The 23,671-nt window shown below is 60.9% G+C and carries 20 protein-coding genes; 7 read left to right on the top strand and 13 right to left on the bottom strand.

Annotation, left to right across the window (positions count from 1 at the left end; translation table 11 throughout):
* The first annotated feature begins 2 nt into the window (after window positions 1-2).
* Together ACCW71_RS00440 and ACCW71_RS00435 are read left to right on the top strand one after the other, a co-directional pair.
* Window positions 3-1,358: a formimidoylglutamate deiminase gene (locus ACCW71_RS00440; protein ID WP_436368872.1), complete on the top strand. Its 1,356-nt coding sequence runs from the start codon at window positions 3-5 to the stop codon at window positions 1,356-1,358.
* Window positions 1,355-1,897 carry a HutD/Ves family protein gene (locus ACCW71_RS00435; protein WP_436368871.1) on the top strand — a complete coding sequence of 181 codons (543 nt, stop codon included), beginning with the start codon at window positions 1,355-1,357 and terminating at the stop codon, window positions 1,895-1,897. Before ACCW71_RS00440 ends, ACCW71_RS00435 begins: the two co-directional genes overlap by 4 nt.
* Here the strand turns inward: ACCW71_RS00435 and hutC are convergent.
* A complete protein-coding gene (gene hutC, locus ACCW71_RS00430; protein ID WP_436368869.1) occupies window positions 1,881-2,636 on the bottom strand; it encodes a histidine utilization repressor in 756 nt (251 codons plus the stop codon). The two genes, ACCW71_RS00435 and hutC, sit on opposite strands and share 17 nt — an antisense overlap.
* Window positions 2,637-2,942: 306 nt before the next feature.
* Here hutC and hutH point away from each other — a divergent pair, with 306 nt between their 5' ends.
* The 3 genes from hutH (at window position 2,943) to ACCW71_RS00415 (ending at window position 7,535) form a co-directional block, all read left to right on the top strand.
* Window positions 2,943-4,493 (top strand): histidine ammonia-lyase, encoded by a 1,551-nt coding sequence (hutH, locus tag ACCW71_RS00425; protein WP_436368868.1) that lies wholly within the window; start codon window positions 2,943-2,945, stop codon window positions 4,491-4,493.
* 15 nt (window positions 4,494-4,508) lie between these two features.
* Entirely contained in the window at window positions 4,509-6,194 is a 1,686-nt protein-coding gene (hutU, locus tag ACCW71_RS00420; RefSeq protein ID WP_436368867.1) for a urocanate hydratase, read from the top strand.
* 183 nt (window positions 6,195-6,377) lie between these two features.
* Window positions 6,378-7,535 carry a M20 aminoacylase family protein gene (locus ACCW71_RS00415; RefSeq protein WP_436368866.1) on the top strand — a complete coding sequence of 386 codons (1,158 nt, stop codon included), beginning with the start codon at window positions 6,378-6,380 and terminating at the stop codon, window positions 7,533-7,535.
* Window position 7,536: 1 nt separating this feature from the next.
* On the opposite strand, the gene ybiB is transcribed toward ACCW71_RS00415, so the two are convergent.
* From ybiB to ACCW71_RS00395, 4 genes are all read right to left on the bottom strand, one after another.
* Window positions 7,537-8,505 (bottom strand): DNA-binding protein YbiB, encoded by a 969-nt coding sequence (gene ybiB / locus ACCW71_RS00410; RefSeq protein WP_436368864.1) that lies wholly within the window; start codon window positions 8,503-8,505, stop codon window positions 7,537-7,539.
* A 26-nt stretch (window positions 8,506-8,531) separates the two neighbouring features.
* Window positions 8,532-10,700 carry an ATP-dependent DNA helicase DinG gene (dinG, locus tag ACCW71_RS00405; protein WP_436368863.1) on the bottom strand — a complete coding sequence of 723 codons (2,169 nt, stop codon included), beginning with the start codon at window positions 10,698-10,700 and terminating at the stop codon, window positions 8,532-8,534.
* Window positions 10,701-10,817: 117 nt separating this feature from the next.
* Entirely contained in the window at window positions 10,818-11,336 is a 519-nt protein-coding gene (locus tag ACCW71_RS00400) for an N-acetyltransferase family protein (RefSeq protein WP_436368861.1), read from the bottom strand.
* The gene (locus ACCW71_RS00395; protein ID WP_436368860.1) at window positions 11,333-11,896 is read right to left on the bottom strand and encodes a helix-turn-helix domain-containing protein; all 564 of its coding nucleotides are present in this window, start codon (window positions 11,894-11,896) and stop codon (window positions 11,333-11,335) included. The genes ACCW71_RS00400 and ACCW71_RS00395 overlap by 4 nt, the downstream gene beginning before the upstream one ends.
* A 149-nt stretch (window positions 11,897-12,045) precedes the next feature.
* Here ACCW71_RS00395 and ACCW71_RS00390 point away from each other — a divergent pair, with 149 nt between their 5' ends.
* Window positions 12,046-12,780, top strand: coding sequence for a MerR family transcriptional regulator (locus tag ACCW71_RS00390; RefSeq protein ID WP_436368859.1), 735 nt, complete (start codon window positions 12,046-12,048; stop codon window positions 12,778-12,780).
* A gap of 175 nt (window positions 12,781-12,955) precedes the next feature.
* Here ACCW71_RS00390 and ACCW71_RS00385 read toward each other — a convergent pair whose 3' ends face one another.
* The 4 genes from ACCW71_RS00385 to osmF are packed head-to-tail and all read right to left on the bottom strand — an operon-like array spanning window position 12,956 to window position 16,705.
* On the bottom strand, window positions 12,956-13,687 hold the full coding sequence (locus ACCW71_RS00385; RefSeq protein WP_436368857.1) for an ABC transporter permease: 732 nt from the start codon (window positions 13,685-13,687) through the stop codon (window positions 12,956-12,958).
* Entirely contained in the window at window positions 13,675-14,622 is a 948-nt protein-coding gene (locus tag ACCW71_RS00380; protein ID WP_436368855.1) for an ABC transporter ATP-binding protein, read from the bottom strand. Before ACCW71_RS00380 ends, ACCW71_RS00385 begins: the two co-directional genes overlap by 13 nt.
* Window positions 14,615-15,790 (bottom strand): ABC transporter permease, encoded by a 1,176-nt coding sequence (locus ACCW71_RS00375; protein WP_436368854.1) that lies wholly within the window; start codon window positions 15,788-15,790, stop codon window positions 14,615-14,617. Before ACCW71_RS00375 ends, ACCW71_RS00380 begins: the two co-directional genes overlap by 8 nt.
* A 3-nt stretch (window positions 15,791-15,793) precedes the next feature.
* Entirely contained in the window at window positions 15,794-16,705 is a 912-nt protein-coding gene (osmF, locus tag ACCW71_RS00370; RefSeq protein WP_436368852.1) for a glycine betaine ABC transporter substrate-binding protein OsmF, read from the bottom strand.
* A 301-nt stretch (window positions 16,706-17,006) separates the two neighbouring features.
* Between osmF and ACCW71_RS00365 the strand changes: the two genes are divergently transcribed.
* Complete coding sequence (locus tag ACCW71_RS00365; protein ID WP_436368850.1) at window positions 17,007-18,482, top strand: MFS transporter; 1,476 nt, start codon at window positions 17,007-17,009, stop codon at window positions 18,480-18,482.
* A 313-nt stretch (window positions 18,483-18,795) separates the two neighbouring features.
* On the opposite strand, the gene ACCW71_RS00360 is transcribed toward ACCW71_RS00365, so the two are convergent.
* From ACCW71_RS00360 to ACCW71_RS00345, 4 genes are all read right to left on the bottom strand, one after another.
* Window positions 18,796-19,296 (bottom strand): PBECR2 nuclease fold domain-containing protein, encoded by a 501-nt coding sequence (locus ACCW71_RS00360; protein WP_436368849.1) that lies wholly within the window; start codon window positions 19,294-19,296, stop codon window positions 18,796-18,798.
* Window positions 19,297-19,622: 326 nt separating this feature from the next.
* Window positions 19,623-20,156, bottom strand: coding sequence for an isopentenyl-diphosphate Delta-isomerase (gene idi / locus ACCW71_RS00355; RefSeq protein ID WP_436368847.1), 534 nt, complete (start codon window positions 20,154-20,156; stop codon window positions 19,623-19,625).
* 146 nt (window positions 20,157-20,302) lie between these two features.
* Window positions 20,303-22,198 carry a methyl-accepting chemotaxis protein gene (locus ACCW71_RS00350; RefSeq protein WP_436368845.1) on the bottom strand — a complete coding sequence of 632 codons (1,896 nt, stop codon included), beginning with the start codon at window positions 22,196-22,198 and terminating at the stop codon, window positions 20,303-20,305.
* 181 nt (window positions 22,199-22,379) lie between these two features.
* Window positions 22,380-23,489, bottom strand: a complete 1,110-nt coding sequence (locus ACCW71_RS00345; RefSeq protein WP_436368843.1) for a suppressor of fused domain protein — start codon at window positions 23,487-23,489, stop codon at window positions 22,380-22,382.
* Window positions 23,490-23,671: the final 182 nt, after the last annotated feature.

Here is a 23,671-nt window from a genome sequence, read left to right as displayed (position 1 = left end):
CCATGGCGACTTTTTTTGCCCCGCGCGCGCTGCTGGCGGAGGGCTGGCAACAGCAGGTACGCATTACCGTTAATCAGGCTGGTTTTATCGACTCCATTACCCCGGAGAGCCACGCGGAGCAGGCGGTCCGGCTCAACGGTGAGGTGATCCCGGCCATCGCTAACCTGCATTCGCACGCCTTCCAGCGCGCGATGGCGGGCCTGGCCGAAGTGGCGGGCGATCCTCAGGATAGCTTCTGGACCTGGCGCGATTTGATGTACCGCATGGTGCAGCGCCTGACCCCTGAACAGGTCGGTGACATCGCCGCCCTGCTCTACATTGAGATGCTGAAAGGCGGCTATACCCAGGTAGCGGAGTTTCACTATCTGCACCACGACCCCAGCGGCAACCCCTACCCTGACGACGCGATGCTGCAACAGCTGATCCAGGCGGCGGAGATTGCGGGCATCGGCCAGACGCTGCTGCCGGTGCTCTACAGCTACGGCGGCTTTGGCAGCCAGCCACCGGCGGCGGGTCAGAAGCGTTTTATCCAGCAGGCTGACCACTATCTGCAACAGCAGGCGCGACTGGAGGCGTGGCAGCGGCAGCGGCCCCTGCTGAACCGGGGTCTCTGTTTTCATTCGCTGCGTGCCGTCAGTGAAAGCCAGATGCAGGATGTACTGGCGGCCAGCGATCCCGCGCTGCCGGTGCATATCCACGTGGCGGAACAGCAGAAAGAGGTCAATGACTCGCTGGCGTGGAGCGGCGAGCGTCCGGTGGCCTGGCTGCTGAACCGTTTTGCGGTGGATGGGCGCTGGTGTCTGATCCACGCCACCCATCTGGATGATGATGAACGGACGCGGCTGGCGCGCAGCGGCGCGGTGGCGGGCTTGTGTCCCACCACCGAAGCCAATCTCGGTGACGGCATTTTTCCGGCGGTGGAGTACATCGCGCAGGGCGGACGCTGGGGCATCGGCTCCGACAGCCACGTCTCGCTGAGCGCGCAGGAGGAGTTACGCTGGCTGGAGTATGCTCAGCGGCTGCGCGACCAGCGTCGCAACCGGATTACCCTGCCCGGCCAGCCGTCGGTCGGCGATCTGCTGTGGCAGCAGGCCGCGGCGGGCGGTGCGCAGGCGTGTGGCATTCAGCAGGGAACGCTGGCGGTGGGACAACGCGCCGACTGGCTGGTGCTGCGTGATGCGGCGTGGCTCGGCAGTGTCAGCACGAACGCCGTGCTGAACCGCTGGCTGTTTGCCGGGCAGCGCGATCAGATTCGGGACGTCTATGTGGCGGGCAAGGCGGTGGTGGAGGATGGCGTTCATCCGGCGCAGACGGCCTGTGCCGCCCGCTTTGCTCAGGTGATGGCGGCGCTGCGATGATCGCCCGGTTTGCGTACGCCGATCTGGCGGTCAGCCGCTGGCGGAACGGCGGCGGTGAGACCCGCGAAATCATCAGCTTCCCGCCCGGCAGTGACCGCTTCGGCTGGCGTGCCAGCATCGCAACCCTGGCCCAGGCTGGCCCTTTCTCCGCCTTTCCGGGCGTTGATCGGATTATCACCCTGCTGCATGGCGACCCGGTGCAGCTCACGGGTCCGGCGGTGCAGCACCGTTTGTTGCCGGAGCAGCCCTGGGCGTTTGCCGGGGAGTGGCCTCTGGAGGCGCGGTTGCAGGGCGGGGTCAGCGAAGATTTTAATATCATGACGCGCCGCGGCGAATGGCAGGCGACGGTGACGATTGTCACCGCGCCGGTCAGCAGCCTGCACGGTGTCGCCTGGGTGTTAGCCGGAGAGTGGCAATGCACAGAAGGGCAACGGCTGACTGCGCAGCAGGGCGCGTGGTGGGTGGATCAGGCGACTGAGCTTCGCCCCTGCGGTCCCCCTGCCCGGCTGCTGTTTACCCGCCTTAGCCGTGTCCCCTGAAGCGGCCCAGCAGTTTGTAACGGGAACCGGGATAGAGCAGCCGCGCATAGGTCACGATTTTGTTGTCGCTCCAGGTCTGACGGCGGATCAGCAGACAGGGTTCGTGCTCATCCAGCGACAGATATTTACGCTGACGCGCATCGGGCAGCACCGCTTCCACAATGTGCTCGCCCGCCGTCAGCGGCGCAACGCGCATCAGGTAGGTGTAAGGCGTCATCTGCTGATAATCCTGCGTCAGGTAGTCAGGTGCCATCAGCGGATTGACCAGCCGATCTTCCAGCTGCACCGGCAGATCATTTTCGTAATGCACAATCAGCGAATGAAACAGCGTCTGTCCGGTGGTCAGCCCCAGCACCGCCGCCTGCTCGGGATCGGCTTTATTCTGGCCGATGGCCAGGATTTTACTGCTGTGCTGATGACCGCGCTGGGCAATCTCATCGGCGATGTTATGCACCTCCAGCATGGCGGTGTAGCCTTTCATCTCCGCGACAAAGGTGCCGACGCCCTGCATCCGCACCAGAAAACCTTCGCTGGTGAGTTCCCGCAGCGCACGGTTAATCGTCATGCGGCTGACGCCCAGTTCATTCACCAGCTCACTCTCCGACGGGACGCGCTGATTCGCTTTCCATAATCCTTCACGGATCTGACTGATGATGGCCTGCTTCACCCGCTGATAGATCGGGGCGGGCTCATCGCTCATCGCCGCCGCCAGTTGTGCCAGTGCCGTATGCTCGACCATTTGCTGTTCCTTATGCTGATAATGCCCTGAGTTTACTGTCTCACGCGGTGGATGTATATACATCCAGTCGGTTGCACCCTGCACCGCGAGTGCAATCCGCGCTTCCTGATGGTGCAGCGTCGTCACCCTGTTTCACCTCTGCCCCGCAGCGGGCGGGCGATCGATTTTTGTGATCGATCTGGCACGGCGTTTGCTGGTTGTATAGACAAGAATAGACACTTATGTTTCACTCGCACTATCCCGCTGAGCCAGGGCAAGGAAAGCAGCTTCGCCACGTCAGCACACTTGTATAGACAGGAGTAAAGTATGTCAGGTTCTTTTCAGGCGTTGCGCCTGGTGCCGGGCGAGGTGGACCTCGCCACCTTACGCGCTATCTATCAGGGTCACGTTACGATCTCGCTGGATGACAGCGCCCGTCAGGCGATAGCCGCAGCGCAGCAAACGGTGGAGGCGATTGTCGCCTCCGGCAAGGTGGTGTATGGCATCAATACCGGTTTTGGCAAACTGGCTCAGACCCAGATTCCGGCCAGCCGGCTGGCGGATCTGCAACGTAATCTGGTGCTGTCACACAGCGTCGGGCTGGGCGATCTGCTGCCCGACAACGTCACCCGTCTGGTGGTCGCCACCAAAATCATCAGCCTGGCGCGCGGCCACTCCGGGGTGCGCATCGAACTGATTGAGGCGCTGCTGGCGCTGTTCAACGCCGGGGTGATGCCCTGCATCCCGGAAAAAGGCTCGGTCGGCGCGTCCGGCGATCTCGCGCCGCTGGCGCACCTGTCGCTGATGCTGCTGGGCGAAGGCCAGGTGCGGCTTAATGACGAGCTGATCCCGGCGAGCGAGGGGCTGGCCAGCGTCGGCCTGTCACCCTTTGTGCTTGGCCCGAAAGAGGGGCTGGCGCTGCTTAACGGCACCCAGGTCTCGACGGCGCTGGCACTGCGCGGCCTGTTTGAAGGTGAAAATCTGTTTGCCGCCGGTCTGATGGCCGGTGCGCTGTCACTGGAGGCGATCAAAGGCTCGCTGAAACCCTTTGACGCCCGTATTCACCAGGCGCGCGGCCAGCAGGGGCAGATTGCGGTCGCCGCAGCCGTCAGCAGCCTGATTGCGGGCAGTGAAATTGTGCTCTCCCATGCGCAGTGCGGCCGCGTTCAGGACCCCTACTCCATCCGCTGCGTGCCGCAGGTGATGGGGGCCTGCCTGGATAATATCCGCCACGCGGCGCGGATTCTGGAAATCGAAGCCAATGCCGCCTCTGACAACCCGCTGGTGTTCAGCGACAGCGGCGATGTGATCTCCGGCGGTAACTTCCACGCCGAGCCGGTGGCCTTTGCCGCTGACATTCTGGCGCTGGCGATTGCCGAAGTGGGGGCGATCTCCGAACGGCGACTGGCGCTGCTGCTGGACAGCGGCTTATCGGGTCTGCCGCCCTTCCTGGTGCGCGACGGGGGACTCAACTCCGGCTTTATGATCGCCCAGGTCACGGCGGCGGCGCTCGCCTCTGAGAACAAATCGCTGGCTCATCCGGGCAGCGTGGACAGCCTGCCGACCTCCGCTAACCAGGAAGATCACGTCTCAATGGCGACCTATGCCGCCCGCCGTCTCGGCAGCATGTGCTTTAACAGCGCCGCAGTGGTCGGTATCGAAGCGATGGCGGCGGCGCAGGGGATTGAATTTAACCGGCCGCTGAAAAGCTCGGCGCTGATGGAGCAGGCCATCGACACCATTCGCGAGCAGGTCGCCTTCCTTGAGGAAGATCGCCTGCTGGCCCCTGATATTGAGGCCATGCGTCAGTGGGCAAGTCGCGCTGACTGGCCTCAGCCATTAACCGCGCTGCTGCCGAGCATGCGCTCTGCTTCCTGAATTAAGGACACTGTCATGAACAAAACTCTTTCTCAGGCCGTGGCGCGCGAAATCCGTGCGCCGCATGGCACCACGCTGCACTGCGCCAACTGGCTGATTGAAGCGGCTTACCGCATGATCCAGAACAACCTCGATCCTGACGTCGCAGAACGCCCGGAAGATCTGGTGGTGTATGGCGGCATCGGCAAAGCGGCGCGTAACCAAGAATGCTTCGAGCAGATCCTGCGCTCGCTGCGGCTGCTGCAACCGGATGAGACGCTGCTGATCCAGAGCGGCAAGCCGGTGGGCATCTTCCGCACCCACGCCGACGCACCGCGCGTGCTGCTGGCTAACTCCAATCTGGTGCCGCACTGGGCCACCTGGGATCACTTCCATGAGCTGGATAAAGCGGGCCTGATGATGTATGGCCAGATGACCGCCGGTTCCTGGATCTATATCGGCGCGCAGGGCATCGTGCAGGGCACCTACGAAACCTTTGTTGAAGCGGGCCGTCAGCACTATAACAACGACCTGAGCGGACGCTGGATCCTCACCGCCGGGCTGGGCGGCATGGGCGGCGCGCAGCCGCTGGCTGGGGTGCTGGCCGGGGCCTGCGTGCTAGCGATTGAGTGCCAGGAGTCGCGCATCGATTTCCGTCTGCGCACCCGCTATGTAGACCATAAAGCCACCTCGCTGGATGAGGCGCTGGCGCTGATCGCTGAGGCAACGGCAGCGAAAAAAGCGATTTCGGTCGGGCTGCTCGGCAATGCGGCGGAGATCCTGCCGGAGCTGGTAAAACGCGCCAGGGCGGGCGGGCCGAAGCCCGATATTGTGACCGATCAGACCTCGGCGCACGATCCGATCAACGGCTATCTGCCGATCGGCTGGGATCTGGCGCGCTGGCAGCAGGAGCGCGTCTCACAGCCCAAAGCGGTAGAGAAAGCGGCGCGTGCTTCGATGGCGGTTCACGTGCAGGCGATGCTCGACTTCTGCCATATGGGCATTCCGACCGTGGATTACGGCAACAATATCCGTCAGGTGGCGCTGGATGAGGGTGTCAGCAACGCCTTTGATTTCCCTGGCTTTGTGCCAGCCTATATCCGTCCGCTGTTCTGCGAAGGTAAAGGTCCGTTCCGCTGGGTGGCGCTGTCAGGCGACCCGGAGGATATTTATAAAACTGACGCGAAACTCAAAGCGCTGTTCCCGCACCATAAAACGCTGCACCGCTGGCTCGATATGGCGCAGGAGCGCATCGCCTTCCAGGGGTTGCCAGCGCGCATCTGCTGGCTGGGACTGGGCGAACGTCATCTGGCCGGACTGGCGTTTAATGAAATGGTGCGCAACGGCGAGCTGAAAGCGCCGGTGGTGATTGGCCGTGACCATCTCGACTGCGGCTCCGTGGCCTCACCTAACCGTGAAACTGAAGCGATGAAGGATGGCTCCGATGCCGTCTCCGACTGGCCGCTGCTCAACGCCCTGCTCAACACCGCGGGCGGAGCGACCTGGGTCAGCCTGCATCATGGCGGCGGTGTGGGAATGGGCTTCTCACAGCACGCTGGCGTGGTGATTGTCTGCGACGGCAGTAAAGAGGCTGACGCGCGGCTGGAGCGGGTGTTATGGAACGATCCGGCCACCGGGGTGATGCGTCACGCCGACGCGGGCTATGAGCTGGCGCAGCAGTGCGCCGCCCGACATGGCCTCAATCTGCCGATGCAGAAGTAGTTTGCTGTCGGGGTAAGCGATGGCTTACCCCGCGCTTTCCCCGCCTGCCACTGACCGCACTTCCTTATTACTTATTCCATTTTGATTTAGCCAGCGGGGAGATTTAGTCCTGACAGCGATAGACGCCACGCCAGCCGACCACTAAAGTGAAATCTTCTCATTCTGTATGGAGCGCGACTCTGCATGACCCTTTCCCCTGCCCTGCTTGAAGATGCCCTGCGCTGGCGCCATCAGTTTCATCGTCACCCTGAACTCGGCTACCAGGAACAGCAGACCAGCGAGCTTATCGCCACTGAATTAGCGCGGGCGGGCTTGCAGGTGTTTCGTGGCCTGGCGGGAACGGCGGTGATCGGCACGCTGGAAAATGGTCCCGGCCCGGTGATTGGGCTGCGCGCCGATATGGATGCGTTGCCGATCACCGAAAAAGGTGACGTGGAATGGCGCTCCGCCACGCCAGGGGTGATGCACGCCTGCGGCCACGATGGTCACAGCGCGATGCTGCTGGCCGCGGCGCGACAGCTGGCGGCGACGCGCCACTTCAGCGGCACGGTGCACTTTATTTTTCAGCCTGCCGAGGAGAATCTGGGCGGCGCGCGCAAAATGGTGGAAGAGGGACTGTTTCAGCGCTTCCCGATGGAGGCGATCTATGCGATGCATAACTGGCCGGGGCTGCCGCTGGGGTCACTGGCGGTCAATCCTGGCGCGATGATGGCGTCACTGGATTCGTTTGAAATTACCCTGCACGGTAAAAGCTGCCATGCGGCGATGCCGGAGAGCGGTGCCGATCCGATGGTGGTGGCCGCCGAGCTGATTCTGGCGCTGCAAACCATCCCGTCGCGCCGCCTCTCGCCACTCGCCTCGGCGGTGGTCAGCGTGACGCAGATCCACGGTGGCGAAGCGATTAACGTGATCCCCGAACAGATTGTGCTGCGCGGCACGGTACGCTGCCTGCAAACCAGCGTGCGCGATAAAGTGCGCGGCCTGATTGATGAGTTTGTCGCCACCCTGCCGCGTCCGTTTGGCGTCAGCGGTGAGATTGAGTGGTTGCCCGGCTATCCGGTGACTGCCAACCATGCCGCCCCGGCTGAGCAGGTGCGTGCGGTGGCACTGGCGACGCTGGGCGCAGAACAGCTTCACTGGCAGGTGAATCCCTCGATGGCGTCGGAAGATTTTGCCTGCATGCTGGAAGCCTGTCCCGGTGCCTACTTCTGGCTCGGGGCGGACGGCGCGACGCCCTCCGCCCCGCTGCACAACGCCCGCTATGACTTCAACGACGCGCTGCTGCCGATTGGCATTCGCTTCTGGCAGGATCTGGTTGAGCAGGCGCTGCCAGTCAATTGAGTCAGTAGCCGGCGGCGCGGATGCGCTGCTCCGCCGCCGCCAGTGAGTCACACTGCCCGCTGGCGCGCAGGCAGCAGGCGAGTTGCAGCCGCAGCGACTCCGGCACCGGACGCTGCTGATTCAGCACCTCTTCAATCCAGCGCGCGGTCACCGCCGCCGTCTTGTCGGCTGGCAGTTCCACCGCCACCTCAGGCTGACGTTCAACCCACACTTCTGCTTCCGATCCCGCCCCCTGAACCAGACTGATCGCCGGGCAGCGCTGCGGATTGGCATAGACCTCCCCTTCGGTGCCATTCAGCAGCAGCGCCGGTGCATCGATGTCGCTGAAGAATTTCGCCACGCGCGGCACATACTCCGGGTGCGACACGCTCGACAGCCGCAGCGCCGCTCGTTCGGCAAACGGCGTCGCCAGCTTTGCCAGGGTATGCGCGCTGTTACGCACCCCCATGCGCCAGCGCAATGAAAGCTGTTTCGCCATCGGCGGGCAGAGGTGATCGATGGTGATAAACGCCAGTTCGCCCCGATCGAGTTTCGCCTGCGCCGCTTCCGCCGTGGTGACAGGGGCGATGCCGAGAGCGGCAAACACCGCTTCGCTGGTGACGCGGGTGGCGTCGTCGCTGACGCCATGCACCAGCACCGGAAAGCCGAGTTTCACCAGCAGCAGCGCCAGCAGTGGCGTCAGGTTGCCCTGGCGGCGCGCCCCGTTATAGCTGGGGATAACGATTGGCATCGGCCGGTTTTCCGGCGCGCGCAACGACATCATCTGCGCCTGCATCGCCTGATAAAAGCCGCGCATCTCCGCTTCGCCTTCGCCTTTAATGCGCAGCGCAATCAGAATGCCGCCCAGCTCCAGATCGGGCACCTCGCCTGCCAGCATCGCGCCGTAAAGCGCCACCGCGCTGTCAAAATCGATGTCACGGGCATGATTTTTACCCCGGCCAATCTCTTTAATGATTTTATTCAGTTCCATCACTCGCTTCCGGTTAAGTGCGCGGCTTAACGCCGCGTGGGACGTCGTTTGCGCACGGTGTGCTTTGGCACCACGCTGGCCGGTATCGCGGCCGGCTCGGGCGTTGCGGGCTGCTCAATCGGGAAGATCGGCAGCGCCGCCAGCAGCCGGCTGCCGTAGGCTTTGCTCAGCAGACGGCGGTCGTAGATGACGATTTCGCCATAACATTGATGGCTGCGAATCAGGCGTCCGACCTGTTGAATCAGGGTAAACGAGGCGCTGGGTAAGCTCTGCACCTCAAACGGATAACGTTTCAGGCTTTTCAGCCATTCGCCTTCGGTCAAAATTACCGGACTGTCTACCGGGGGAAAAGCGATTTTATGAATATGCACCTGACTCAGCAGATCGCCTTTCAGATCCAGCCCTTCGGCAAACGACTGAAGGCCAATCAGAATGCTGGTTTCGCCTTTGACGACCCGCTGACGATGCAGATCGACCAGACGGCTGCGCGGCTGATCGCCCTGCACCAGCATCGACAGCCGCAGGTCGGGCAGACAGGCGACAAACTGTTGCATCGCCCGGTTGCTGGCAAACAGCACCAGCACCCCTTTGTGCTTTTTCTCCGCCATCTGCTGACGGAAAAAGCCGGCCATCTCGGCGATGTGCTCCACCTCATGACTCATCAGCGGCTCATAGCGCATCTGCGGGATCACCAGCTTGCCCTGCTCGACGTGGTTAAACGGCGAGTCGAGGGCGATAAAGCGGTCGCCCGCCTTTTCATTCAGGCCGGACATCTCCTGCAACCGGTTAAAGCTGTTGAGCGAGCGCAGGGTGGCGGAAGTGACCACCACATGGGGGATTTTACGCCACAGCATTTTTTCCAGCTGATCGCTGACCCGGATCCCGGCGCAATGGAACAGCAGATGCGCCTGGCCCTCGCGTAGCTCGCGGCTGATCCACTTCGACACCGGCGCGCCAGAGGCTTTCTCCATTGCCGCCAGCCGCCACAGTTTACTCACCGATTCAAACCAGCCGAACTGGCGATTGAGTTGCAGCAGATTGCGATGCAGCCGCACCACATCGACTTTGCCGGTCTGCTCGCTGAGCGCGTTGATCAGCCCTTCACTCAGCCCGCGCAGCGCGTCGCTGAGTTTAAACAGCCGGGCGCAGAGATCCAGCAGCTCCTGCGGCAGCGCGCCCAGTACAAAACGAAACTCTCCCGGCTGATTGTCGGGCGGCAGCAGCGGATTCAGCGCCTGGCTGGTGATGGTCAGCAGTTCACGCAGCTCGTCGCAGTGCGCTTTCAGACGCTCAGGGTTGGCCAGCGGCGGCGGCGATTTAGGCCGCATCTGCGTCATGATGCTCTCAACCAGCCGGATAAAGAGATCGAGTTGCAGGCTGCTCCAGCCTGGAGTGATGTCGGCGCTCATCTCCAGCGCGTCACGCGCCACTTCCGGCAGATGGTGCCCTTCATCCAGCACCAGCATCAGATTTTTCGCCGGTGGCAGCACCGATTCATTCTCCATCGCCGCCATCACCAGCGCGTGGTTGGCCACCACCACATCGACCTGCTCGATCTCACGCCGTGCCACAAAAAACGGGCATTCACGATACCAGCGACAGTGCGCCCCGAGGCAGCTGGCTTTATCGGTCGAGAGCCGCTGCCACAGGCTGTCGCTGACATTCTCCTCGCTGTGATCGCGCAGACCATCCCACTGATAGCGATCCAGTGACTTCTGCAACCGGCCGCACAGGGTCTGCTCCTCTTTGGTGCTGCTGACCGCCTCATCGTCCAGCCACATCAGCAGATCGCCCTGCTGATCGTCATCCGCCGCCAGCGCCGCCAGATTACGCGGACAGACATAGCGCCGACGACCAAAGGCGGCGGTAAAGGTAAGGTCGGGAATGATTTTCTTTAGCAGCGGCAGATCCTTGCTGAAGATTTGATCCTGCAACGCCACGTTGGCGGTACTGATCACCAGGCTCTTCTCCTGGGCGCGGCTGGCCGCGATGCCGGGGATCAGATAAGAGAGGGTTTTTCCCACGCCGGTCGGCGCTTCCACCGCCAGATGACGGGCATCGTCGCCCGCCAGACATTTCGCCACTTCGGCGATCATCTGGCGCTGCGGCGCGCGCGGGATAAAATCAGGCACCTGCTGCTGTAGCGCTTTATACCACTGCGCAATCTGGCTTTTTACTGCGGCTGTCAGGGCCATTGTTAGCGTTACCACACCGAAAAAACGACCTGTATTTTTACACAGTATCCCGGCGGCGTCAGCTTCCGGGCCGATTTTTTCGTGCCGCCTCGCGAATTTCCCGCGGCGAGCTGCGCGTCACGCCAGCACTTTATACAGAATGGTGGTGGCATCCAGCTCGCCCGTGGTGGATTCCGCATAAAAGGGGATCGAACCGGCGACCTGCCAGCCCAGCGCGCGATAGAGATCGCTGGCGACATCGCCGCGGCGGGTATCCAGCACCAGCAGGGTTTTGCCCAGCGCCGCGGCCCGCTGCTCGGCGCGCAGCATCAGCTGGCGGGCGATGCCCTGACGACGCGCCCGCGGATGCACCAGCAGTTTGGCGATCTCCGCCCGGTGGCGGCCATTGGGCATGGCGCTGCTGTGGATCAGCACCGTCGCCACAATGCTGCCCTGCCAGGCAGCGATCAGCAGTTCGCTGTCGCCACTCGCCAGATTGCCGATCTGCCGCTGCCAGAACTGAGTCATCGTCAGCCTGTCGGCCGGGTCGGTGAAGCCGACGCTGGCATGATCGGTGACGCAGGCCTGGAGCACGTCGGTGAGCCCGGTCAGCTGCTGTTGTGCCTCAGCCGCGCTGAGCTGTAAGTAATCGATCATGGTTTCGCCACCACCAGCAGATAGCGCGCGCCGTCGGTGAGGTGCGCCTCAAACGCGGATTTGCCGATCAGATGAAAGCGTAAACAGTCACCGGGTTGCAGGGTCCACTGCTGTGACGCCACGCTGACGGTCAGCCCGCCCTCCCGCAGCCAGATATGCTGCTCCAGCCCATGCACCGGCGGCGCCTCATAATCGATGCGCGCGCCAGGCCGTAATTTGCCCTCTACCAGTTCGCATCTAAAATGAGTAGCAGGCGGTGAAACATTGCGGCGCTGAAAGCCGCTGGCGTCATCCTGCCACACCGGCTGTTGATCGGCGCGAATCAGCAGGCTGGCCTCCTCTTCCACCTCGCTGAGCAGCCGGGACATGGTCAGGCCGTAGGCGACACACAGGCGATTAAGCAGTGCGGCCGTTGGGCTGGTCTCGCTTCGCTCAATGCGCGATAATGACGCGCGACTGATGCCGGTCGCGACGGATAATTCATCCAGCGACCAGCCGCGTTGCAGGCGTAATTCTGCAAGGCGGGCGGCCAGTCGTTGCTCGGTATTCAGATCCGGCATGGCGCTTTCTCATATGTGGGATTTAATCTCATAAATGAGATATAGCGCAGAAAAGAGGCAGCGGTCAACTTGTACATTGAAAAATCTATTGTACAACTTAGCCTGCCTGGTTATGGTGTTTGCACTCAGATCAATCGAAAGAGGAATTTATGACCTTATACAGTATCGGTGACGTCGCCGAGCGCTGTGGCATAAACCCAGTCACCTTGCGCGCCTGGCAGCGTCGTTATGGCTTGCTGAAGCCGCAACGTACTGAAGGCGGGCATCGTCAGTTTGATGAAGAAGATGTTCAGCGTATTGAAGAGATTATGCGCTGGATTGAAAGCGGCGTGCCGGTTGGCAAAGTTAAGGCGCTGCTGGAAGGGGGCGATGTTGACGCCCATGATGGCTGGACCACCCTCCAGGATGAACTGATCAGCGTTTTACGCCACGTCAGGCCCACCAAACTGCGTAACAAAATTGCGGCGATTGGCCGCGAACATCCGGTTGACGCACTGATCGACCACGTTTTCATGCCGGTACGTCAGAAGCTCAGTCTGGATCAGAACACCGCCCGCACCATGTGCAGCCTGCTGGATGGTCTGCTGATTGATTACGTGGCCTTCTGTCTGACCGGCAGCCGTAAAAAAGCGGGTAAAGATGCGCTGATTATTGGCTGGGGCATCGACGATCGCACCCGTATCTGGCTGGAAGGCTGGCGGTTGTCGCAGCACGGCTGGCGGATTGATGTGCTGGCGGAGCCGCTGGATGTGCCGCGCCCGGAACTGTTTCCCGGCATGAACATGTTTGTTTTTACCGGTAAAAAACTGACCCGTCGCCAGCAGGAACAGCTGTCACACTGGCAGGAGCAGGGCTACTCCGTGCGGTTGCACGAACCCGCCTGATAACAAAAACGCACGCCGGGCGCTTTGCCTGCTGCCTTGCGCGCGCTATTATCCCCGCCCGACTGTTCAACACGCTCAGGTTTTCTCATGAACTGGAAAAAAGCCTTTTTCGCCACGCTGTTTTTTATTATGGCTGCCGGCGGCACCAGCGGACTGATGCTGGTGGGATATTCACTCATCGTGCACTCACGCTAAGCCGCCGTTGCAGGCGCTCAAACAGGCGATCGCTGACGATGGCCAGCAGCGCCACCAGTAACGCCCCCTGAATTACATAGGCTGTGTTAAAGCCGCTTAAGCCGATAATCACCGGCGACCCCAGACTTTTCGCGCCAACCGTCGAGGCAATGGCCGCGGTACCGATATTAATAATCACCGAGGTGCGTATGCCGGCGATAATCACCGGCGCGGCCAGCGCCAGCTCAATCTGCCACAGACGCTGCCAGCGACTCATGCCGAGTCCGGTGGCGATCTCCCGGCTGCTGGCCGGCACGCTATCAATCCCGGCCAGCGTGCCCTGTAATATCGGCAACAGCCCGTAGAGCAGCAGCGCCACCACCGCGGGCCAGGCCCCAAACCCCATTACCGGCACCGCAATCGCCAGCACCGCCACCGGCGGAATGGTCTGTCCGGCGGCCACGATGGTCTCGATCAGCGGCCGGAAAGCCCGACCGGCCTGCCGCGTCACCAGCACGCCGCTGCCGATACCGATCACAATCGCCAGCAGGCTCGCGGTGATCACCAGAAACAGATGCGCCAGCGTCAGCTGCCAGAAGGTCTCCTGCTGATAGAGCGGCCGGGCCAGTTCGGGAAACCAGTGGTGAAACAGCGGCCCGCTCAGGGGCAGCAGCGTGAGCAGCGCGCCATAGAGCAGCACCAGCCAGAGCAGCGGATCTTTCAGCCAGCGCATGTCAGCTCCTCATCCAGCCGCAGCAGATCGCCGAAATGAAGCACCCCGAGCGGCTGCTGCCGATCGTCAATCACCGGCAGTCTGTCAGTGCGGCGGGTAATAAACTGCGACAGCGCATCACGCAGCGTCAGCGAGGCGGCAATCGGTTCCCCCGCCAGCCACTCACCGCGCCGCACGGCGTTGCCCACCTGCCCCAGCGACAGCAGTCGCACGCCCATTTCGCTGCGGCCAAAGAAGTCGCGGACAAACTCATTCTTCGGCTGGGTCAGCAGCTCCACCGGCCTGCCCTGCTGGACAATCTCGCCGTTATCCATCAGCACAATGCGGTCCGCCAGCATCAGGGCTTCGTCAATATCATGCGTCACCAACACGATGGTCCGCCCCGAGAGACGATGGATGCGCAGCATCTCCTGTTGCAGTACGTCACGGGTGACCGGGTCGAGCGCGCCAAAAGGTTCATCCATCAGCAGCACTTCCGGGTCGGCCGCCAGCGCCCGCGCCACGCCCACCCGCTGCTGTTGCCCGCCGGAGAGCTGATGCGGGTAACGCTCCAGCAGATCGGGGTCGAGGTTCAGCAGTGCCAGCAGCGCGGTGATGCGTTCAGCGACCTTCGCTCGCGGCCAGCCCAGCAGCGCCGGCACCGTGGCGATATTTTTGCGTACCGTCCAGTGCGGAAACAGACCAATCGACTGGATGGCGTAGCCCATGCGCCGCCGCAGGGTGCGGGCATCAAGCTGGCGAATCGACTCCCCGGCAAAGCGGATCTCCCCCTGGTCAAACTCCACCAGCCGGTTAATCATCTTCAGGGTGGTCGATTTGCCCGACCCGGAGGTGCCGAGCAGCACACAAAACTCCCCTTCCGCCACCCGGAGCGACAGATCGCTGACCGCCGCTTTGCCGTTAAAGGCGCGGGAAACGCGCTCAAACTCAATCATCTTTTCTCTCCAGCAGGGAGATCAGCAGGCGGAACAGCGCATCGACAGTGACCGCCAGCGCAATCACCGGGATCACCCCCAGCAGCACCAGATCCAGCGCACTGCTGAGCAGTCCCTGAAAAATAATCGCACCGAAGCCGCCCGCGCCAATCAGCGCCGCGACCACCGCCATGCCCAGCGTCTGTACCACCACCACCCGCAGGCCCGCCAGCCAGACCGGCAGCGCCAGCGGAATATCCACCGCGAAAAATTGCTGCCAGCCGCTCATGCCGACGCCCCTGGCGCTCTCCCGTACCTCCTGCGGCACCTGTTGCAGACCGACGACCACGCTGCGCACCAGCGGCAGCAAGGCGTAGAGCACCAGCGCGATCAGCGCGGGCGCCATGCCGATTCCGCTGACGCCCCAGTTCGCCAGCCACGGATAACGCTGCGCCAGCCCCGCCAGCGGCGCAATCAGCAGGCCAAACAGCGCCACCGACGGCACCGTCTGAATCACATTCAGCACGCTGAACACGCTGCTCTGCCAGCCCGGCCGCCGGAACAGCAGCATCCCCAGCGGCAGCGCGATGAGCAGCGCGGGCAGCACCGTACCGGCCAGCAGGGTGAGATGGCGGCTCAGCGCCGCGTCAAACACCGCCTGGCGGTTGGCATACTCTTTCAGCAGAGAGAGATCGTTGAGCTGACCGCTGAGCAGCAGCAGCCCCGGCAACAGCCAGACCTGCACGTTAAGCAGCAGCTGCGCCAGCCGGTGGCGGGTCAGCATACGCACCCGATCGGTGATCAGCAGCAGGATCAGTGCGCCGCTGCACCACAGACCGCTGGCAAAGCTGGTCCGCGCCAGCCGGCTGCCCTGCTGGCTGAGCAGCGTCGCCTGATGGCCGCTCAGCCAGAGGATCGCCGCCAGCAGCAGTTCCGCCAGCAGCAGCGCCAGCAGCAGCGTGACGCGCGTCGGCTGACGCCACAGCAGCAGCCACAGCGCCGCCAGCGGCAGCAACAGCACGCCGAACCCGCTGAGCTGCCAGCCCATCAGCGGCTCTCCCGCCACCAGCCGGTTAGGGGCGTAGTTCAGAAACGGCAGCGCCGTCAACGCCAGGCTCAGCAGCACCAGCAGCAGCAGTGCTACCGGCTGCTGGCCCGGACGGCGTATCGCGTCCCGCGATATTCCCATCGGTTACAGCAGCTTTTGCTGTTGCAGCCACTCTTTCGCCACGCTGCTGGCGTCCTGGCCATCCACCGCGATTCTGGCATTAAGCTGTTGCAGCGTCTTTTCATCAAGCGCGCTGAAGACCGGCTTCAGCCAGTCGGCAATCTGCGGATAGGCTTTCAGCACCGACGCCCGGATAACCGGCGCTGGTGCGTAAACAGGCTGCACGCCTTTGGGATCGCTCAGCGTTTTTAAGCCCAGCGCTGCCACCGGTCCGTCGGTGCCGTAGGCCATCGCGGCATTCACCCCGGAAGTCTGCTGTGCCGCCGCGCTGATGGTGACGGCGGTATCCCCGCCCGCCAGCGACAGCAGCTGATCCTGCTTGAGGTTAAAGCCATACGCCTTTTCAAAGGCGGGCAAGGCGTCGCTGCGTTCGATAAATTCCGCTGACGCCGCCAGTTTGAAGGTGCCGCCCTTTTTCAGCCAGGCGCTGAGATCGGCCAGCGAGCTGAGCTGATTTTTTTCGGCCAGATCGTTGCGTACCGCGATGGTCCAGGTGTTATTGGCGGGCGCAGGCGTCAGCCATACCAGCTGGTTTTTCTCCGCATCGAGTTTTTTCACTTTCTCGTAGCCTTCACGGGCATTCTTCCAGGCACTCTCTTTTTCATCGTTGAAGAAAAAAGCGCCGTTACCGGTATATTCCGGGTAAATATCCAGTTCGCCCGCGATGATCGCGCCGCGCACCACCTGCGTGGTGCCGAGCTGGATTTTGTTAACGGTTTTCACCCCGTGCTTCTCCAGCACCTGCATAATGACATTGCCCAGCAGTGAGCCTTCGGTATCAATTTTGGAGCCGACCCGCACCGGATCGGCGGCCTGTGCCATTCCCATACTGAGCAGCAAGGCGCTCGCGCCCACCCAACCCCGAATTCTGACCATGACCTTTTCCTTATCGCGTGTTCGCGTGTTGTTATTACGTCGTGTTTCGCGTGACGTCATCGCGGCGCCCGACTGTTCAGCTGACTGCCCGACCGGCTGACGGCAGCGTCAGGGCGATGCGCTCTGGTGATCTGCTTTAAAAGCGTAGCCTGGCGCAGCGGCGATGGCGCTGAGTTTCTCGCAGATTAATAACGTTTTAAGACAGGCAGATTATTTTATATAACCCAAATGAATTTACGTCTGGGCGTCTGAACGGCTATCCTTCCAGACCTGTTTTCATAAAAAAAAGAATCATAACATCATGACTGACCTGACCTCTTCCGCCCATGTGGCAACAGCAGGGAGTTCGCCGGGTGGCGAAACCGCGTGGATTCGTAGCGCGGCTGACGTCTCACGCCTGGTAAACAGCGGTGACAGCGCCCGCAACAACGCCCGCATCGTGGTGGCGATTGCGCTGGGTGGCGTATTCCTCGACGCCTACGATCTCGGCGCGCTGGCGTTTGGTATTAAAGATGTCACGCGCGAATTTAATCTCACCCCCACCGGCACCGGCATGGTCGCCTCCGCCATCACCTTTGGGGCAATCATCGGTGCGCTGCTGGGCGGCTACCTCACCGACAAAATTGGCCGTTATCGGGTCTTTATGGCCGATATGTTCTTTTTCGTGGTGGCGGCTATCGCCTGCGCCTTTGCACCAAATGAATATGTGTTAGGCGGCGCGCGGTTTGTGATGGGGCTGGGCGTGGGGATCGATCTGCCGGTGGCGATGGCGTTTCTGGCGGAGTTTTCGAAGCTGCGCGGCCAGGGGAATAAAGCGGCCAGCGTGGCGATGTGGTGTCCGACCTGGTACGCGGCGATCAGTATCTCCTATCTGCTGGTGCTGCTGCTCTACGCGGTATTGCCGGAGAGTCACACCGACTGGTTATGGCGGTTGATCCTCGGTTTTGGAGCGGTTCCGGCGATCATCATCATCGCCATCCGCAGCCGTTATATGAGTGAATCCCCGGTCTGGGCCGCGAATCAGGGGGATCTGAAGGGCGCCGCCGCGATTTTGCGCAGCGCGTGGAATATCAATGCGCAGGTCGCGCCCGACGCCGCGCTGACGCCCGCCACGCCGGTGCGCAAGGCGAGCTGGCGTAACTATGGCGCGCTGTTGCAGGGCGTCTATCGCCGCCGAACCCTGCTGGCGACCATCACCTCTATCGCCTCGTCGTTTGCCTACAACGCGGTGGCGTTTGGTCTGCCGGTGATCATCACCAGCTTTTTTGCCCAGTCGATGCTGACCACTATTCTGGTGTCGCTGGCGCTGAATCTGCTGTTCGCCTTTGTGGGCGGGATCCTGGCGGTGCGGCTGGTACCGCGCCTCGGGGCCTGGAAGATGTCGGTGGCGGGTTACGCCTGTCAGTGCGTGGCGCTGCTCGGGCTGGCACTGATTGGTCGCCCGGAAGGCGGTCAGGAAGCCGCGCTGGCGATTGCGATGCTGGCACTGTTCCTGTTTGGTCAGGGCTTCGGGCCGGGTTCGCATACCATGACCTTTGCCTCGCTGAGTTACCCGACCTCGCTGCGTGGGGTGGGCGTCGGCTTTAACCAGACCCTGATGCGCGGCAGCTCGACCCTGTCGCTGTTTCTGTTTCCGGTGCTGGTGGCGGCGCTGGGCACCGGCGTGTTCTGGGTGATCTTCCTGGCTCCGCTGGCGGGCCTGCTGGCCCTGCTGGCGATCCGCTGGGAACCTTCCGGGTATGACGTTGATGCGGAGGATTTTGCGGGGCGGGGGTAGGCAAAAGGCGATCACACGGCGCATCAAGCGGTTTTACAGTAAGGCGGCGCGCTTTGGGTTCCCGGTCTATATCCTGTGTTTCGCAGCTGATGGGCAGCCACCATCCGGCCCAATCGATTGACGATATGCTCAAATTTGAGTAATCTGAATTCAGAGCGAGAAGCCAACTGCATCAGGGTGCAATAGTTGGTGGAAGGACCCCATAGAATCCCTGAATTCTGTGTCAGGGTGAGACCTCTCACCTCCCGCCTGAAGGTGTAAAATAAACAGGCTCAAATGCTACACAGGCCGCCATTTCACAATGGCGGCTTTTTTAATGCCTTTTGTACACTATTTTGCCATGGCGATGTTTATTGAGGCTTTTGGCATCAGTGTGCATAAAATTCCAGAGCACCCTCCCTTTCCAGGGCGCAACCACTACCAGCATTTGACGTTTTTGGCTGTAAGTGCCGATAAAGAGATACCTTATCAGATCGTCGTCATACATGGCCTCCCATACTTCGTAGGGATTTTTTAGCGTATCGAGTGCAAGATGAATATAGCGTTCGCGGGCATCAAGGCGCTTTTCTACAATGTGTTTAAGGCTTTCACGCATAATATTGATTGTGCCAATCGGCGTGATCTTTGTAACAGTCAACATGTCGGCATCTAAAAAGCCTATATGTCTTTCCAGTAAGGCGATGGCATCTTCCAGACTATTTGCCTGCTCAATTTCAGGAATATTTTCACGCCGAAATTCGGCAGGCAGTTCCCTCAGGTCCGGCAACCCTAACTCCCTGAATTGAGTCAATCCCTGTATGACCTTTGCCACCATTTTGTCTGGTCCTTAACAGCAAACTGCGGAAGATTTTATCACATTGCATCGGATCCCATTATCCTGCTGAAGTGTTTGTGTCAGGTTCGCCAGGCATAACGTCAGTAATCACTTCTTATTAAGTGACCCTGCGCTATCTGACCGATGACTGTTTACCCGTTAAAGCAACATAATATGGAGACGTACCGTTCATGATCTTTTCACGGTATCGGCATTAGCTTTATTAAAAGCGATAATAGCCCCCCTCCGCACAGGTAAACCAAAATGTTAAAGGTCACCAGCAGTAAACCGGTGACCTTTATACTCTTTCCTGACTAAGCCGGTTTTTATGCCGGAAAAGCAAAATCATCAAGATAGTCGGGGATACGCGGGAACGTATGCAAAAACCACGGGGTAAATTGCTGCGGCTGCTGCTGCATCTGCTGTTCAATCAGCGCCATCGGGCGATAATCCCAGGCATCGGCCTCCTGTGGATTAAGCTGCGGCAGCGTGTCGGAGACGGCAAAAAAAACATGCCCATATTCATGCTCGGTCAGGCCATTGCTCAGCTTCAGGTTGTAACTCAGCTCAAACACCGGCGTGAGCGTCACATCCATCCCCATCTCTTCGCGCAGACGGCGTTCAGCGGCGTCGCGGGTCGACTCATGCGGATAGGGATGTCCGCAACAGGTATTACTCCATAAGCCACCGCAATGATACTTATCGCTGGCGCGCCGCTGTAACAGCAGTTCCTGCCGGGAATTGAAGATGTAGACCGTCACCGCACGGTGCAGTAATCCTTTTTCATGCACTTCCAGCTTTTCCATTTTGCCGGTGGGACGATCGAGGTGGTCAACGAGGATAACTTCAATAGCAGACATGGCGTTTCCTTGAGATTATTCCCAACTATTCTGGCACAAGATTGGTCATTTGGGCGGCTTAACAGGGATTTTTTGCCAGCGGACAGGCTGAGGCAGGAAGATGACGCCGGAGAAAATCAGGCCAGCGGTGCTGGCCTGATGCGGTATTACAGTCGGAAGCTCTGAACCACCCGCTCAAGCTGGGTGCTCTGTACCTCCATCGCCTGCGCAGCGGCAGAAACCTGCTCCACCAGCACGGCGTTCTGCTGTGTGGTGCCATCCAGCTGAGTAATCGCCACGTTAACCTGCTCAATGCCCATACTCTGCTCGCGGCTGGCTGACATGATTTCACTCATCAGAGTGGTGACGCTGCTGACGCCCTGCATCAGCTCATCCATCGTCTGCCCCGCCTGTTCTACCAGCGCGCTGCCGGTATCGATGTTCGCTACCGACTCTTCAATCAGCTTTTTAATCTCACGCGCGGAATTGGCGGAACGCTGCGCCAGGTTGCGCACCTCCGAGGCGACCACCGCAAAACCACGTCCCTGCTCGCCAGCGCGCGCCGCTTCTACCGCGGCGTTCAGTGCCAGGATGTTGGTCTGGAAGGCGATACTGTCGATCACGCTGATAATATCGACCACTTTGCGTGACGACTGATGAATCTCACCCATGGTGCTGACCACCTGACGCACCACTTCAGTTCCGCGTGCGGCAACCTGTGAAGCGTCACCCGCCAGCTGGTTGGCGTGGGTGGCGTTGTCGGCGTTCTGACGGACGGTGCCGGTCAGCTGCTCCATCGAGGCGGCGGTTTCCACAATCGAACTGGCCTGATCTTCGGTCCGGGAGGAGAGATTGGCGTTGCCGCTGGCGATTTCCCGCGACGCCGCGGTGATCGCCAGCGCGCTGTCGCCCACCTGCTGCATCAACCCTTGCAGGTAGCTGATAAACTGGTTAAAGCTCTGCGCCACCGCGTTGAATTCCGGGCTGTTGCTGGCAGGCAGACGTTGAGTCAGATCCGCACCGCCGGTCGACAGCGCTTCAATGTTGCTGTTGAGCAGCTTAAGGCGCTTCATCATGGCGCGGACAAAGCTCAGCGACACCAGCAGCAGGATCACCGCCAGTGGGATCTGGACCAGCCCGAGGCGGGTCAGCATGTTGTGTGACTGCGCTTTCAGCAGGCTGGTTGGCAGGCTGCTGGCGAGATACCACGGGCTGCCGGGGATCGCCTGCAACAACAGCGTCTGCTCACCGTCACCGCTGTCATAGGTAGTTTGCTGCGGCTGGCTGCCTGCGCTGCTCAGCAACGCCTTCAGCGGGGCCGCCATCGGCGTTTGCAGATCCGCCAGGTTCTCCAGCTTCGGTGCGGCGTTAACCAGCGCACCATTGCCGACCACTTTGCCGTCGGCCTCCACGATCAGTACGTTGCCATGAATGGCCTCGCCCATCTGCTTCGCCAGCTGGTTAAAGAATCCCAGGGTCACGTCGATAGTGGCCACGCCCCAGGCGGAGCCGTTGCGGTAGATCGCCATGGCACAGTTGGTACGCGGCTGCGGGCTGGCGGCATCCTGATAGGCTTTCGCCCAGGCACACTGACCTTTAGCGGCGGCCAGACCATCTTTGTACCAGGGCTGCTCCCAGTATTTGTCCGCGGCGTCGGAGTTCCAGTAGGTGTTGACCTGGAGTTCATTGCTGGCGTTACGGGCAAAAAAGCTGCTGTCTTTCTCTTTGGCGGGATCACGACGGTTCGGCAGTGGCCAGATACCGCCGCCAAAGACGTTGCTGTCCTGATACTGGTTAACCAGCGTCGGCAACAGGGTGTCGATGGTGGCGCTGTCCATCACCGAGGCGGCTTCGGTGATGGCGCGCTGCTGGGCCTGAACCCGGTTCATCTGTTCAACAATGCCGGAGGCCAGCGAATCCACCTGATACCGAACCAGTCGGCTCTCGCTGTCAACCAGTTGTGGCGCGACAAACTGGTTAATGACCCAGACAGTCACGAGTAAAAGCGCAACAAAGAACGCTATCAATGTTGCGGTAAAGCGGGATTGTGTTGTTTTAAACATCTTTGTTCCCCTGAACCTGGTGCGGCGCGATTGCCTGATCCGGGTTAACGGCGTGGTTAAGAGGAACTTGAGAGGATAAAGATCACATATTTGATAAATGTATAATTTATGTAAAAATTTAGTTCCGCAAGGGAACTATCACCGCCATGACGATGCCGCGAAGCGGTGCGCGACGGCAAAACTACTCTTCTGTATCAACCACCTGCTGGCGCGGACGGAAAATATGGCTGTTGCCTCCGGCGGTTAACAACTCACGTAAACGCTGGCCGCCATGCTCATCGGCCTGCGCAAATTGCCGCTCCGCTTCTGTTACCGGCGTGGTCCACAGCAGCGTCGGACGATCGCCATCGCGCTTTGGCAGCTTGAGCTGCGCCTGCTCTGTTGCCAGTTCGCTGGCCAGCAGGAAACTTTCAAAGCCCACCGGTGCCACTTCGGACGCCAGCGTATGGCCTTCGCCCAGCCAGGTGAGGCGCGCCCACGGCAGATGAACGAACTCCGCCAGCGCGCTGGCCATCTGCACCGCATTGCCTTCGGTCATCACCTCACCGTCAACCGCCATTCCCAGTTCGATGCGCCGATACTGCGGTGCCAGCTCATCAAACAGATAATCGACCTGCGGCATCGGACGGATGCTCATACCGATCGTCAGGAAGTACCAGACGCCCTGATGCCAGTGCTGAGAAATCGCCATCGGCGGCCAGCTGCCCTGATCGATGGCGTAATATTTCACCGACTCGCCAAAGCGGGCCTGATAGCAGGCCATCAGATCCTGCTGGACCTTATCCCACTCGCTGCCGTCGTGCCATTCACGCCAGAACTGCCGCTGGTGCTCCGCGCGCGCATAGTAATCATTGGTCGACGCCGAGCCAAGCGGCGCTGTCAGCCGGTTTTTCTTGATGCAGCCGGCAGAGAAGCTGACCTGTTTATCCTGATAGAGACTCCAGCCGGGGATCACCGCCAGCAGCTGGCCGTAATACCAGAGCGCCGCGCCATCATCGCTCGGTTCCCACAGGATTTGCAGCCCGGCAGGATCAAGCTCAGGCTCCGCTTCGAGGTTACGGCAATACTCCGCGCTGAGCAGCGGCGCAATGCCCTGCTCCATCGCCGCGCGATCTTCCTGCACCGGCGCGGGCAGCAGGTTGCGTAGCCAGCAGCCCCGCACCGCATACTGACTGCGGAACAGGTCGGTCGGCCAGATGTAAAAATAGGCAGTGCGCGCATCCTGCTCGACAATCGCGGTCAGGGTGCGCTGCTGATTGTGGACTTCAGCAATCAGGGATTTGTACGTCATAGTGCCTCGACAAAGCCTGGAGGAATCCATTTTCCCCGAGAATAGAGCAGGATCCTGGCTGGCGCACGCTGAGGCAAGGGTAATAGTCTCAAAGTCGATCGGAGCGACAGGAATTACGCCGCCATCGTGATGCCGTTTCGGCTCAGATCGCCCGGCTGTCGGCTCCTTAAGCAGCGGGTCGG

The sequence above is a fragment of the Pantoea sp. C2G6 genome (assembly GCF_051336815.1).
GTDB lineage: Bacteria > Pseudomonadota > Gammaproteobacteria > Enterobacterales > Enterobacteriaceae > Pantoea.
The sequence above is the reverse complement of the archived record's forward strand: the minus strand, read 5'-3'. Positions and strand labels throughout refer to the sequence as shown.

Bases quoted from the DNA above. Each gene is read 5' to 3' on its own strand.
- ACCW71_RS00440 (WP_436368872.1), top strand. From the start codon at position 3: ATGGCGACTTTTTTTGCCCCGCGCGCGCTGCTGGCGGAGGGCTGGCAA.
- ACCW71_RS00435 (WP_436368871.1), top strand. From the start codon at position 1,355: ATGATCGCCCGGTTTGCGTACGCCGATCTGGCGGTCAGCCGCTGGCGG.
- hutC (WP_436368869.1), bottom strand. From the start codon at position 2,636: ATGGTCGAGCATACGGCACTGGCACAACTGGCGGCGGCGATGAGCGAT.
- hutH (WP_436368868.1), top strand. From the start codon at position 2,943: ATGTCAGGTTCTTTTCAGGCGTTGCGCCTGGTGCCGGGCGAGGTGGAC.
- hutU (WP_436368867.1), top strand. From the start codon at position 4,509: ATGAACAAAACTCTTTCTCAGGCCGTGGCGCGCGAAATCCGTGCGCCG.
- ACCW71_RS00415 (WP_436368866.1), top strand. From the start codon at position 6,378: ATGACCCTTTCCCCTGCCCTGCTTGAAGATGCCCTGCGCTGGCGCCAT.
- ybiB (WP_436368864.1), bottom strand. From the start codon at position 8,505: ATGGAACTGAATAAAATCATTAAAGAGATTGGCCGGGGTAAAAATCAT.
- dinG (WP_436368863.1), bottom strand. From the start codon at position 10,700: ATGGCCCTGACAGCCGCAGTAAAAAGCCAGATTGCGCAGTGGTATAAA.
- ACCW71_RS00400 (WP_436368861.1), bottom strand. From the start codon at position 11,336: ATGATCGATTACTTACAGCTCAGCGCGGCTGAGGCACAACAGCAGCTG.
- ACCW71_RS00395 (WP_436368860.1), bottom strand. From the start codon at position 11,896: ATGCCGGATCTGAATACCGAGCAACGACTGGCCGCCCGCCTTGCAGAA.
- ACCW71_RS00390 (WP_436368859.1), top strand. From the start codon at position 12,046: ATGACCTTATACAGTATCGGTGACGTCGCCGAGCGCTGTGGCATAAAC.
- ACCW71_RS00385 (WP_436368857.1), bottom strand. From the start codon at position 13,687: ATGCGCTGGCTGAAAGATCCGCTGCTCTGGCTGGTGCTGCTCTATGGC.
- ACCW71_RS00380 (WP_436368855.1), bottom strand. From the start codon at position 14,622: ATGATTGAGTTTGAGCGCGTTTCCCGCGCCTTTAACGGCAAAGCGGCG.
- ACCW71_RS00375 (WP_436368854.1), bottom strand. From the start codon at position 15,790: ATGGGAATATCGCGGGACGCGATACGCCGTCCGGGCCAGCAGCCGGTA.
- osmF (WP_436368852.1), bottom strand. From the start codon at position 16,705: ATGGTCAGAATTCGGGGTTGGGTGGGCGCGAGCGCCTTGCTGCTCAGT.
- ACCW71_RS00365 (WP_436368850.1), top strand. From the start codon at position 17,007: ATGACTGACCTGACCTCTTCCGCCCATGTGGCAACAGCAGGGAGTTCG.
- ACCW71_RS00360 (WP_436368849.1), bottom strand. From the start codon at position 19,296: ATGGTGGCAAAGGTCATACAGGGATTGACTCAATTCAGGGAGTTAGGG.
- idi (WP_436368847.1), bottom strand. From the start codon at position 20,156: ATGTCTGCTATTGAAGTTATCCTCGTTGACCACCTCGATCGTCCCACC.
- ACCW71_RS00350 (WP_436368845.1), bottom strand. From the start codon at position 22,198: ATGTTTAAAACAACACAATCCCGCTTTACCGCAACATTGATAGCGTTC.
- ACCW71_RS00345 (WP_436368843.1), bottom strand. From the start codon at position 23,489: ATGACGTACAAATCCCTGATTGCTGAAGTCCACAATCAGCAGCGCACC.